Below are 11,264 nucleotides of genomic sequence, written 5' to 3' on the forward strand. Positions count from 1 at the left end.
ACTGCGCGGCGTCGGACGCCTCGGGGACATCGCCTTCGAGGCCGCGCACGGCACGGTCAAGCTCGACGAAACCGCGGGCGCCCGCCTCACCCTCGCCGCCGGCGACGTCTCCGTCGGCCGCCTGGGCGGCCCGGCCGAGATCAGCACCCAGAAGGGCGACCTGCACGTCACCGAGGCCGTGACCGGCACGGTCACCCTGCGCACCGAACACGGCGACATCACCGTCGGCACCGCCCGGGGCGTGTCCGCCTCCCTCGACGCCGGAACCGCCTACGGCCGGATCAGCAACGCACTGAAGAACACCGACGGCACCCCCGCCCTGAGCATCCACGCGACCACCGCCTACGGCGACATCACCGCCCGCAGCCTCTGACCCGCGGCGGTCAGTCTTCCTCCGGGAGGGCGAAGGTGCCGTACTCGGGCCGTCCCGCCACGTCGTACGACTGGATGGAGACGCCCGACGCGGTGACGCTGCCGCCGGTGCGCCGGAAGGCGGTGGGGACGATGCCGTCGGCGAAGAAGCGGCGGCCGGCGCCGAGGACGACCGGGAAGGTCAGCAGGTGGACGGTGTCGACGAGGCCGAGGCCTAGGAGGGACCGGGCCAGCGCGCCGCTGCCGTGCAGCTGGAGTTCGCCGTCGGTGCGTTCCTTGAGGGCGGTGACCTCCTTGGCGAGGTCGCCGCGGAGCACGGTGGTGCCGGACCATCCGGGATCGGTGAGCGTGGCGGAGGGGACGTACTTCGGCAGCCGGTTCAGCGGGCCGGCGATCGGGTCGTCCGGGTCGGTCACCTTCGGCCAGTACGAGGCGAAGATGTCGTACGTGAAGCGGCCGAGGAGGAAGGCGCCGACGCGGTCGAAGACGCCGGTGACGAACCGGCCGAAGTCGTCGTCGGCGTACGGGAAGCTCCAGCCGCCCTGCTGGAAGCCGTCGCGGGTGTCCTCCTCGGGGCCGCCCGGTGCCTGGTAGACGCCGTCGAGGGTGACGAAGATGGTGGAGACGAGCTTGCCCATGGCGGGTGCCTTTCGTGGTGCGCGGGTCTGCTGTCATCAGGGCAGACCCCGCCGCGCCCCGCAACTCATCGCTCACCCGGTGGGCGTCGGGAACACTCCGCCCGCCGGGCCCTGATCGTCGCCGCCCCGGGCCTTCCGCAGGGCGCCGGCCAGGCTTTCGAGGGTGAGGGACTGGAGGATGACCCGGCCGCCGCCCTCCAGGGTGGCCAGGGACAGGCCCTCGCCGCCGAGGACGGTGTTCACCAGGCCTGGGCGGTTCAGACCGCCGACGCGCCGCACGTCGTACCGGATGCTCTCCTCGAAGGCGACCACACATCCTGTGGCGACGTCGATACGGCCGCCGAAGTCGGCCGGGTCGAGGTCGATGAAGGTGCCCGCGCCCGCGATGATCACCGTGCCGTGGCCGGTGAGCTTCCCCAGGACCGAGCCGTCGTCGCCCTTCGTGCCGGTGCGCCCGCCCTGGACGGCGATGCGGAGGTCGACGGTGGACTCGGCGGCCACGAAGGCGTTTCTCCCGGCGAACCAGGCGCACGTGCCGTCCAGTTCCAGGGCGCGCAGCTCGCCCGGGAGGACGCCCGTGAAGCCGACGGTGCCCTCGTCGTCCTGGGCGGTGAAGTGCTGGAAGGCGGCCGGCTCGCCCGTCGGCGCCCGCCGGCCGGTCTGCGGGGATGTGCCCATCGCCTGCCGCAGCAGGCCACCGGCGCCGCCGCCCGGTGACCGCTGCCCGCCGCTGCCGCCGCCGGAGCGGCCGGCCGGCCGGGTCTCCACGGTCACGTTCGGCGTCTTGAACAGGAACGTGCCCGCCTCGCCGTACACGCTCTGACCGGGCCGGAGGCTGACGACCGCCAGCTGCGTGGCGTTGCCGACGATCTCTTGCTGAAGGGTCACACGGGGTGAACGCGGGAGCCGGACGCGGGAGTTCCTCGTGGGTGCGAGGTGGATGTCCGATCGCCGCCGGTGCTCCGGCGCCGGGACGACTGGAATGAACGCATGAACTCGATGAAGAAGACGCACGCACCTCTCGACGGCAAGAAGGCTCTCGTGACCGGCGGCAGCCGGGGCATCGGCGCGGCGACCGTGCTGCGGCTCGCCCAAGAGGGCGCGGATGTGGCGCTCACCTACGTGCGGGACAAGGAGGCGGCCGAGGAGGTCGTCCGGGGCGTGGAGGTGCTGGGGCGCCGCGCGGTGGCGCTGCGGGCCGACTCCGGGGACCCCGCGGAGGCGGCCGGGGCGGTGGACCGCGCGGCCGAGGCGCTCGGCGGCCTCGACGTGCTGGTGAACAACGTCGGCGTCGGCCTGCTCGGTCCGCTGGAGGGCATCACGCTCGCCGATGTCGACCGGGTCCTCGCGGTGAACGTGCGCGGCGTGTTCCTGGCCTCCCAGGCGGCGGCCGCACGGATGGCCGACGGCGGCCGGATCGTCACGATCGGCACCTGCATGACCCAGCGGGTGCCGGGTCCCGGCGGGACGCTCTACGCGATGAGCAAGGCGGCCCTGACCGGCCTGACCAAGGCGCTGGCGCGTGAGCTGGGCGCGCGCGGCATCACCGCGAACATCGTCCACCCGGGTCCGGTCGACACCGGCATGAACCCGGCGGACGGCCCGTACGCAGCCGGGCAGGCGGCGATGACCGCGCTGGGCCGGTTCGGCACGGCCGACGAGGTCGCCTCGACGGTCGCCCACCTGGCGGGCGCGTCCTATGTCACCGGCGCGGAGTTCTCGGTGGACGGCGGCCACGCCGCCTGACGAGGAGCATCCCGCGATCGGCCGCGCGCCTGACGAGGCGCATCCCCGCGGTCGGCCACCCGCCTGACGAGGAGCATCCCGCGGTCCGCCTGGAGGAGAAGACCACGGCGGCGACGGGCGGGCACGCCGACGCAGGCCTTGCCGGTTGGAACGCGGGGCGCGCCGGTGCTGTCCGGCCGACGCGCCCCGCGGGTCGGTGGGTCAGCCGCCGAGTTCCTGGTGGCGGGCCGTGAGACGCTGGGCGCCTTCCTCGGTCAGGGAGCCGAACAGGCGCAGGCGGGAGATGCCGCCGTCCGGGAAGATGTCGATCCGCGCGTGGGTGCCGACCGCGGGCGCGTCCAGGACGAAACGGTGGTTGGTGTCGGGCTGGAGGCGGGTGCGGGGCAGGATCTCCCGCCACTCGCCGTCCTCCCCGTCCCTGACGGACACCGAGGCCCAGCCCGCGCTGTTGCCCTTCAGGTACGCGGTGTCGATCTCGACCGCGCGGATCTGCGACTGGGCGACGAGCCGGTAGCGGATCCAGTCGTTGCCCTGGTCGCGGCGGCGGCGGGTCTCCCAGCCGTCGTCCATCTTGCGGGAGCGGCCCGGCTGGATGGTGTTGGTGGCGGGCGAGTAGAAGAGGTTGGAGGCGTCCTCGGCCTGGCCGCCGTTCTCCAGGGCGACGACGTCGAAGGTGCCGAGCGCGTCGAGCCACTTGGGGTCGGGGACGACCTCGCCGTACACGCGCAGGCGTGCGATGCCCCCGTCGGGGTGCTGGTTGACCCGGAGGTGGGTGAAGCGCTGCTCGACGGAAACGGCGAAGCCGTTCGCCGCGTGGCCGCCGACCGCCGTGCGGGGGACCAGCGGCGTCCACTTCACGTCGTCGGCGAGCAGTTCCTCGGGGGACGGGGAGCCCGCGACCGAGGCGGCCTCGATCGACACGGACTGCGGGTAGTTGCCGCGGAAGTGGGCGGTGTCGACGACGATGCCGCGGATCACGCCGGGCGCGCCGAGCCGGACCAGCGCCCAGTCGTGGTCCTCCGCGGCCGGCCAGGGGTGGTGGGCGGAGACGCCGCGGCGGCGCCGGGTCTCCCAGCCGTCCATGACCTTGCCCTTGTGGCCGAAGTGCTCGGGGTCGAACTCGGCCCGCTCGGGCACCAGCAGGTTCTCCCGCTGGGCGAAGAACTCGTCGTTGGCGGCGATGACACCGGCGCCGAGCTGCCGGTCGGCGAGGTTGGCGTACTGGGTGAAGGGGAAGTCTGCGGTGCGGTAGTCCGCGTACGGGTCACCGCCTCCGTAGGGGTTCGCGTCGCCGGTGAAGCTGGGTATCGCCGTCACGGTGATCAGTTCTTCCTTTCGGGAGTCGGCCGCTGCGGGTGCGGGCGGGGGTGTCAGGGGGTGCGGGTGAGCAGCTGCCCCTGGGGGTCGGTGAACTCGCCGTCGGCGTAGATCCGCGTGCCGCGCAGCCAGGTGGACTTCACGACACCGCTGAGGGTGCGGCCGGCGTAGGCCGTGACGCGGTTGCGGTGCTGGAGGGCGGCCGGGTCGACGGTGAAGGTCTCGTCGGGGGCGAGGACGGCGAAGTCGGCGTCGCGGCCGGCCTCGATGGCTCCCTTGCGGTCCAGGCCGGCCAGTTCGGAGGTCCGGGTGGACATCCAGCGGACGACGTCCGCCAGGCCGTGGCCGCGCTCGCGGGCCGCGGTCCACACGGCGGCGAGGCTGAGCTGGAGGCCGGAGATGCCGCCCCACGCGGTGGCGAAGTCGTCGGTCTTGAGGTCGGCGGTGGACGGGGAGTGGTCGGTGACCACGCAGTCGATGGTGCCGTCGGCGAGCGCCTGCCACAGCAGGTCCTGGTTGGCGGCCTCGCGGATGGGCGGGCAGCACTTGAACTCGCTGGCGCCGTCGGGGACTTCCTCGGCGGTCAGGGTCAGGTAGTGGGGGCAGGTCTCCACGGTCACACGGACGCCTTCGGCACGGGCCGCGCGGATCAGCGGCAGGGCGTCGCCGGAGGACAGGTGGAGGATGTGCACGCGCGCGTCGAGCCGCCTGGCCTGGGCGACGAGGGCGGCGATCGCGGTGTCCTCGGCGTCGCGCGGGCGGCTGGCGAGGAAGTGGGCGTACTTGGGACCGCCCTGCTGCGGGGCTGCGGCGAGGTGGTGCGGGTCCTCGGCGTGCACGATCAGCAGGCCGCCGAATCCGGCGATCTCCGCGAGGGAGCGGGCCAGCTGCTCCTGGTCGAGGTGCGGGAACTCGTCCACACCGGACGGCGACAGGAAGGCCTTGAAGCCGAACACGCCTGCCTCGTGCAGGGGGTGCAGGTCCTTGACGTTGTCCGGCAGGGCGCCGCCCCAGAAGCCGACGTCGATGTGCGCCTTGGGCCGGGCGACGTCCTGCTTGACGTGCAGGTGGTCGACCGTGGTGGTCGGCGGGAGGGAGTTGAGCGGCATGTCGACGAGGGTGGTGATGCCGCCGGCGGCCGCCGCGCGGGTGGCGGTCCAGAAGCCCTCCCACTCGGTGCGGCCGGGGTCGTTGACGTGTACGTGCGTGTCGACCAGGCCGGGCAGCAGGACGTCGTCGCCGAAGTCCTCCAGGCGGGCGCCCTCCGGTACGGGGGCGTCGTACGGCAGTACGGCCGTGATCGTGCCCCGGGCGACCGCGACCGTGGCGGCGCGCGTTCCCTCGGGCGTGATGACGCGCGTCGAGCGCAGCACCAGTTCGGTTTCGGACACCCGGACCCCTCTCTCTTCCGCGTGTTGCTCCCGGGACACGGGGTTGCTTCCGCGTACGGAATTTCAACACTCTGTTGAAGTCGCTCTCGGAGTCTTCACCTCCGGTCCCGTGCCGTCAAGGGGCACACTTCCACCGTGCACCCACGACACCCCGGCTCTGGAGGTTTCCACAAAGCGGAATTACAATTCCAGCAGGCAGAACGTAGCTACGCACAAGCGAGGAGTCAACCGGCCGCCGGGTAGGCTTCTGACCTCCTGCCAGTCCCGAAAGGAACGCGCCGTGCCGACGTCCAGCGCCAGCACCACCGACTCCGCCAAGACCGCCAACGGCGGCGGCGGTGTCCAGTCCCTCGAGCGCGCCTTCGACCTGCTGGAGCGCATGGCCGACGCGGGCGGCGAGGTGGGACTCAGCGAACTCTCCGCCAGCAGCGGCCTGCCGCTGCCCACCATCCACCGCCTGATGCGCACCCTCGTGGCCTGCGGTTACGTCCGCCAGCAGCCCAACCGCCGGTACGCGCTCGGCCCCCGTCTGATCCGCCTCGGCGAGTCGGCCTCCCGGCTGCTCGGCACCTGGGCCCGCCCCTACCTGGCCCGCCTGGTCGAGGAGACCGGCGAGACGGCGAACATGGCACTGCTCGACGGCGACGAGATCGTCTACGTGGCGCAGGTGCCGTCCAAGCACTCGATGCGCATGTTCACCGAGGTCGGCCGGCGGGTCCTGCCGCACTCCACCGGCGTCGGCAAGGCGCTGCTCGCGGGCTTCCCCGACGACGAGGTGCGCGCCCTGCTCGCCCGTACCGGGATGCCCGCGGCCACCGACAAGACCATCACCACCCCCGAGGGCTTCCTCGCGGCGCTGGACGACGTGCGCCGGCTCGGGTACGCGGTGGACGACAACGAGCAGGAGATAGGAGTCCGCTGCCTGGCGGTGCAGGTGCCGGACTCCCCCACCACCGCCGCGATCTCCATCTCGGGCCCGGCCGGCCGGGTCACCGAGGCGGCGACGGAACGGATCGTGCCGGCTCTCCAGCAGGTCGCGACGGAACTGTCGGCGGCGCTGGCCAGCTCGGGCACCGCCTGAGTCCCGTACACGCGAGCAGCCCCCCGCCCGTCCGGGCGGGGGGCTGCTCTGTCGTGCTGCCGGCCGTTCTCGTCAGCCGTTCCGCGGCGGCGGGCCGAACAGCTCCACCGCGTGCCGTACGTCGGCGAGTCCCCGCGCCAGCGCGCTGACCGAGCCGATCGCTCCGGCGATGAGCAGCAGCGAGCGGCGTAACCGCGGGATCTCGGGGGTGCCGCCGGCCGCCATCGCGGCGAGCGCGGCGAGTTCGTCCTCGGCGACCGCCCGGTCCGGGAACTCGGCCGGATGCGCGGCCAGCTCCCGGCGTAACCGGGACACGGCGGCGCGCAGTTCGGCCGCCCTCGGGTCCTCGCCGCTGCCGGTCACCGGCCTCTGCCCCAAGCTCCGCAACACAGCTCTCCCCCCTGGCACTTCCTTGTGCCCGGCTCCCGTTCACTCCCCCTGTGCGCCCCCGTCACGAGCCGGGCGCCGGAGATGTGCGGGCCAGTAAACGCCACCCCGTGCGCGAGCGCCACCGGGCGGAGGGAAATTCAGCCCGCCGAGACCGCTCGCTCGACCCCATGTCCGGTATGCAGGACCCATGACCGACACAACCGACCAGGTGGCGGGTGTTCTGCTCGCGGCGGGCGGCGGCCGGCGGCTCGGCGGGCGCCCCAAGGCACTGCTGGAACACCGGGGACGGCCGCTCGTCGAGCACGCGGTGGCGGTGCTGCGCGCGGCCGGCTGCACCCGCGTCCACGTGGTCCTGGGGGCGCGCGCCGACGCCGTGCGGGAGCGGGCCGAGCTGCCCGGCTGCGTGCTCGTGGACAACCCCGGGTGGGAGCGGGGCATGGGCGGCTCGCTGCGGGCCGGGCTCGCCTCGCTCGCCGGTACGCCCGCGCGCGCGGCGCTGGTGTCACTGGTGGACCAGCCCGGGATCGGACCGGAGGCGGTGGCCCGGGTGCTGGCCGGGTACACGGACGAGACCTCGCTGGTGGCGGCGGCCTTCGACGGGGTGCGCGGGCATCCGGTGCTCCTCGGGGCGGCGCACTGGGCGGGCGTCGCGGCGGCCGCGACCGGCGACCAGGGCGCCCGCGCCTACCTGCGGGGACACGCCGGGGAGATCCGACTGGTGGAGTGCGGTGACATCGCCCGGGCGTACGACATCGACACGGAGGCCGACCTGGTCCACCTTGAGTGAGCGGGGTGGCACCGAGCGCCATGGTGCCTCGACTCAGAGAATCTCGACATCAACAAACCATTGAAGTTCCACAATGAGGAAACTAACATCCACTGACCAGAAGCACCCGACCGCACAGCGGGTGCGATATCTCCCCTACGTGCCTCTTGGCACCCGGTGCCACCGCTGAAGGAAGTGACAGCTCATGTCCACACCAGCGCCGTCCCCGCTGGCCATCGTCGACGCCGAGCCCCTGCCCCGTCAGGACGAGGTCCTCACCGACGCGGCGCTCGCCTTCGTGGCCGAGCTGCACCGGCGTTTCACGCCGCGCCGTGACGAACTCCTCGCCCGCCGGGCCGAGCGCCGCGCCGAGATCGCCCGCACCTCCACGCTCGACTTCCTGCCGGAGACGGCCGCGATCCGCGCGGACGACTCCTGGAAGGTGGCCCCCGCTCCGGCCGCGCTGAACGACCGCCGCGTCGAGATCACCGGCCCCACCGACCGCAAGATGACCATCAACGCGCTCAACTCGGGCGCCCGGGTCTGGCTCGCGGACTTCGAGGACGCCTCCGCCCCCACCTGGGAGAACGTCGTCCTCGGCCAGCGCAACCTGATCGACGCCTACACCCGGAACATCGACTTCACGGACGAGCGCACCGGCAAGTCGTACGCCCTGCGCCCGAACGAGGAGCTGGCGACGGTCGTCATGCGCCCGCGCGGCTGGCACCTGACCGAGCGTCACCTCGTCGACACCGACGGCCGCCCGGTCCCCGGCGCCCTCGTCGACTTCGGCCTGTACTTCTTCCACAACGCCCAGCGCCTGCTCGACCTCGGCAAGGGGCCGTACTTCTACCTCCCGAAGACCGAGTCGCACCTGGAGGCCCGCCTCTGGAACGACGTGTTCGTCTTCGCGCAGGACTACGTCGGCATCCCGCAGGGCACCGTCCGCGCGACCGTCCTCATCGAGACGATCACGGCGGCGTACGAGATGGAGGAGATCCTCTACGAGCTGCGCGACCACGCCTCCGGGCTGAACGCGGGCCGCTGGGACTACCTGTTCTCCATCGTCAAGAACTTCCGGGACGGCGGCGAGCGGTTCGTCCTGCCGGACCGCAACGCCGTCACGATGACCGCCCCGTTCATGCGGGCGTACACCGAACTCCTCGTGCGCACCTGCCACAAGCGCGGAGCGCACGCGATCGGCGGCATGGCCGCGTTCATCCCGTCCCGCAAGGACCCCGAGGTCAACAAGACCGCCTTCGAGAAGGTCCGCGCCGACAAGGACCGCGAGGCGAACGACGGCTTCGACGGCTCCTGGGTCGCCCACCCCGACCTGGTGCCGATCGCCATGGAGTCCTTCGACAAGGTCCTCGGCGACAGGCCCAACCAGAAGGACCGCCTGCGCGAGGACGTCGACGTGAAGGCGGAGGACCTGATCGCGATCGACTCCCTCGACGCCAAGCCCAGCTACCACGGCCTGGTCAACGCCGTGCAGGTCGGCATCCGGTACATCGAGGCCTGGCTGCGCGGCCTCGGCGCGGTCGCCATCTTCAACCTGATGGAGGACGCGGCCACCGCCGAGATCTCCCGCTCGCAGATCTGGCAGTGGATCAACGCGGGCGTCGTCCTCGACAACGGTGAGCAGGTCACCGCCGAGCTGGCCCGCAAGGTCGCCGCCGAGGAACTGGCGGACATCCGCGCGGAGATCGGCGAGGAGGCCTTCGCGGCCGGCCACTGGCAGCAGGCCCACGACCTGCTCCTGGAGGTCTCCCTCGACGAGGACTACGCGGACTTCCTCACCCTGCCCGCGTACGAGCGGCTCCAGGGCTGAGCGCGGCTAGGCCGTGTCCGCAAANNCTTTGCGGACACGACCTAGGAAGTGCGCTCCGAGTGGCCCAGGGTCCTCCCCGGGGCCACTCGGTCGCGTACGGCCCGCTTGACCGCCGTCGGCTCGGGGAAGCCCTGCGCGCGGCGGTCCCAGACCACCTCCTCGCCGACCCGGACGACGAACACCCCGCCCGTGCCGGGCCTGAGGGCCAGCTCGTCCAGCTCGGCCTCGAACGTGGTCAGCAGCTCCTGCGCCAGCCAGGCCGCGCGCGGCAGCCAGCGGCACTGGGTGCAGTACTCGATCGTGACACGCCGGGTCCCGGACGTGGTGTCGGATGTCGTCATCCCAGGTGCACCGACCAATCCTGTTCCGCCGCCGGCTTGCCGTGCAGGTCGGGGACCCGCTTGAGCCAGTCCGGGCGGCCCTGCTGCGTCTTCGCCGCGCGGCGCGCGTTCTCCGCGGCCAGCTCCGCACGGCTGGGGAAATCGGTGGGCAGCCAGGCCTCGGACGCCCGCACGCGCGCGTGCAGGAACTCCACGTAGGCCCGGCGCACCTCCTCGGGCGTGCCGAATCCGGGCTCGTCGGCCAGCCAGGCGTCCGGCACCTCGGCCGTGATCGCCCGCAGCAGCTCCTCGGTCACCTTCGGCCGCAGCTCGGCGTCGGCCGCGCGCACGTCCGGGCCGTAGTGGCCGAGGGCGTGGTGCCGGAAGTCGTAGGCCTTGGCCGGGTCGGTGGTGCCCCAGCGGTGGTGGAAGACGAGCGCGGCGCCGTGGTCGATCAGCCACGGCGCACCCCGCCACATCAGCAGGTTGGGGTTGCGCCACGACCGGTCCACGTTGTTGACCAGGGCGTCGAACCAGACGATCCGCCCGGCCTCCTCGGGGCTCACCGGGAAGGCGAGCGGGTCGAAGCCGAGGGCGCCGGAGAGGAAGTCCATGCCGAGGTTGGTCCCGCCGCTGGACTTCAGCAGCTCCTGCACCTGCTGGTCGGGCTCGCCCAGCCCGAGGTCGGGATCGAGGTCGACGGTGACCAGCCGGGGGGTGCGGAAGCCGAGCCGGCGGGCGAGTTCCCCGCAGACCACTTCCGCCACGAGGGTCTTGCGCCCCTGCCCGGCTCCCCTGAACTTGATGACGTAGGTCCCGAAGTCGTCGGCCTCGACGAGTCCCGGCAGCGAGCCGCCCTCACGCAGCGGTGTGATGTAGCGGGTCGCGGTGACTTCCTTGAGCATCGCCCCAGGTTACTGGGGCGTTCGGGGGGTCCGGCCGCGGCCCGGGGCAGCCCGCGTCCCGATCGGGTGAAGAACCGCGTGGCGGCTGAACCGAACCCGCGCCGTGACCGTACTGCTGGACGTCACGGCACAGGCCGACCGGACATGAAGTCAGCGGAAGGAACCACAGGATGCCCACGGAATCGCTTCATCCCGGGCCGGGCCCGGCCCGCCGTACCGTCATGGCGGCGGCCGGAGCGGCGGGGCTCGCCGTCGCGCTCGCCGGCTGCGGTTCGGACGACGGCGGCGCCTCGTCGGGCACCGTGCTCGGACCGGTCTCGGAGGTCCCCGAGGGCGGCGGCAAGGTCTTCGCCGACGAGGGCGTGGTGGTCACCCAGCCGACGGCGGGCGAGTACAAGGCCTTCTCGTCGAAGTGCACCCACCAGGGCTGCGCGGTGAAGGACGTCCGGGACGGGCTGATCATCTGCCCCTGCCACGACAGCCACTTCTCGGCCTCCGACGGCAGCG

Annotated in this window: 13 protein-coding genes; 6 read left to right on the plus strand and 7 right to left on the minus strand. The window is 72.6% G+C overall.

The genetic code is table 11. The features are described from left to right. Positions 1 to 373 (plus strand): DUF4097 family beta strand repeat-containing protein (locus CCN42_RS07260; protein ID WP_143661869.1); only part of this gene is annotated, 373 nt, incomplete at its 5' end. 10 nt (positions 374 to 383) lie between these two features. Here the strand turns inward: CCN42_RS07260 and CCN42_RS07265 are convergent. Then, a complete protein-coding gene (locus CCN42_RS07265) occupies positions 384 to 1,010 on the minus strand; it encodes a dihydrofolate reductase family protein (RefSeq protein WP_086733890.1) in 627 nt (208 codons plus the stop codon). A gap of 72 nt (positions 1,011 to 1,082) precedes the next feature. Further along, a complete protein-coding gene (locus tag CCN42_RS07270) occupies positions 1,083 to 1,898 on the minus strand; it encodes an AIM24 family protein (protein WP_086733892.1) in 816 nt (271 codons plus the stop codon). Between the two features lie 102 nt (positions 1,899 to 2,000). On the opposite strand from CCN42_RS07270, the gene CCN42_RS07275 reads away from it, so the two are divergent. Continuing rightward, positions 2,001 to 2,756 (plus strand): SDR family NAD(P)-dependent oxidoreductase, encoded by a 756-nt coding sequence (locus CCN42_RS07275; protein WP_245877184.1) that lies wholly within the window; start codon positions 2,001 to 2,003, stop codon positions 2,754 to 2,756. A 201-nt stretch (positions 2,757 to 2,957) separates the two neighbouring features. On the opposite strand, the gene alc is transcribed toward CCN42_RS07275, so the two are convergent. Beyond that, positions 2,958 to 4,073 (minus strand): allantoicase, encoded by a 1,116-nt coding sequence (gene alc, locus CCN42_RS07280; RefSeq protein WP_086733894.1) that lies wholly within the window; start codon positions 4,071 to 4,073, stop codon positions 2,958 to 2,960. 53 nt (positions 4,074 to 4,126) lie between these two features. Next, positions 4,127 to 5,464 carry an allantoinase AllB gene (gene allB / locus CCN42_RS07285; RefSeq protein WP_086733896.1) on the minus strand — a complete coding sequence of 446 codons (1,338 nt, stop codon included), beginning with the start codon at positions 5,462 to 5,464 and terminating at the stop codon, positions 4,127 to 4,129. Between the two features lie 280 nt (positions 5,465 to 5,744). Between allB and CCN42_RS07290 the strand changes: the two genes are divergently transcribed. After that, positions 5,745 to 6,545: an IclR family transcriptional regulator gene (locus CCN42_RS07290; protein WP_086173407.1), complete on the plus strand. Its 801-nt coding sequence runs from the start codon at positions 5,745 to 5,747 to the stop codon at positions 6,543 to 6,545. A 72-nt stretch (positions 6,546 to 6,617) separates the two neighbouring features. On the opposite strand, the gene CCN42_RS07295 is transcribed toward CCN42_RS07290, so the two are convergent. Beyond that, positions 6,618 to 6,935, minus strand: a complete 318-nt coding sequence (locus tag CCN42_RS07295) for a DUF5955 family protein (protein ID WP_086733898.1) — start codon at positions 6,933 to 6,935, stop codon at positions 6,618 to 6,620. 187 nt (positions 6,936 to 7,122) lie between these two features. Between CCN42_RS07295 and CCN42_RS07300 the strand changes: the two genes are divergently transcribed. Further along, complete coding sequence (locus CCN42_RS07300; RefSeq protein ID WP_086733900.1) at positions 7,123 to 7,722, plus strand: nucleotidyltransferase family protein; 600 nt, start codon at positions 7,123 to 7,125, stop codon at positions 7,720 to 7,722. Between the two features lie 184 nt (positions 7,723 to 7,906). After that, positions 7,907 to 9,532, plus strand: a complete 1,626-nt coding sequence (gene aceB / locus CCN42_RS07305) for a malate synthase A (protein ID WP_086733902.1) — start codon at positions 7,907 to 7,909, stop codon at positions 9,530 to 9,532. A gap of 41 nt (positions 9,533 to 9,573) precedes the next feature. Here the strand turns inward: aceB and CCN42_RS07310 are convergent, their stop codons facing one another. Then, positions 9,574 to 9,873, minus strand: coding sequence for an Rdx family protein (locus tag CCN42_RS07310; RefSeq protein WP_086733904.1), 300 nt, complete (start codon positions 9,871 to 9,873; stop codon positions 9,574 to 9,576). Then, a complete protein-coding gene (locus tag CCN42_RS07315) occupies positions 9,870 to 10,757 on the minus strand; it encodes a HipA family kinase (RefSeq protein WP_086733906.1) in 888 nt (295 codons plus the stop codon). Before CCN42_RS07315 ends, CCN42_RS07310 begins: the two co-directional genes overlap by 4 nt. 170 nt (positions 10,758 to 10,927) lie before the next feature. On the opposite strand from CCN42_RS07315, the gene CCN42_RS07320 reads away from it, so the two are divergent. Then, the coding region (locus CCN42_RS07320) for a Rieske (2Fe-2S) protein (RefSeq protein WP_086733908.1) at positions 10,928 to 11,264 on the plus strand (337 nt) is incomplete at its 3' end.

The sequence above is a fragment of the Streptomyces glaucescens genome, from assembly GCF_002154375.1.
GTDB classification, from domain to species: domain Bacteria; phylum Actinomycetota; class Actinomycetes; order Streptomycetales; family Streptomycetaceae; genus Streptomyces; species Streptomyces glaucescens.

What these genes read in the sequence shown, in the direction of transcription:
- CCN42_RS07265 (WP_086733890.1), bottom strand. Translation starts at nt 1,010, where the DNA reads ATGGGCAAGCTCGTCTCCACCATCTTCGTCACCCTCGACGGCGTCTAC.
- CCN42_RS07275 (WP_245877184.1), top strand. Translation starts at nt 2,001, where the DNA reads ATGAACTCGATGAAGAAGACGCACGCACCTCTCGACGGCAAGAAGGCT.
- CCN42_RS07300 (WP_086733900.1), top strand. Translation starts at nt 7,123, where the DNA reads ATGACCGACACAACCGACCAGGTGGCGGGTGTTCTGCTCGCGGCGGGC.
- aceB (WP_086733902.1), top strand. Translation starts at nt 7,907, where the DNA reads ATGTCCACACCAGCGCCGTCCCCGCTGGCCATCGTCGACGCCGAGCCC.
- CCN42_RS07310 (WP_086733904.1), bottom strand. Translation starts at nt 9,873, where the DNA reads ATGACGACATCCGACACCACGTCCGGGACCCGGCGTGTCACGATCGAG.
- CCN42_RS07315 (WP_086733906.1), bottom strand. Translation starts at nt 10,757, where the DNA reads ATGCTCAAGGAAGTCACCGCGACCCGCTACATCACACCGCTGCGTGAG.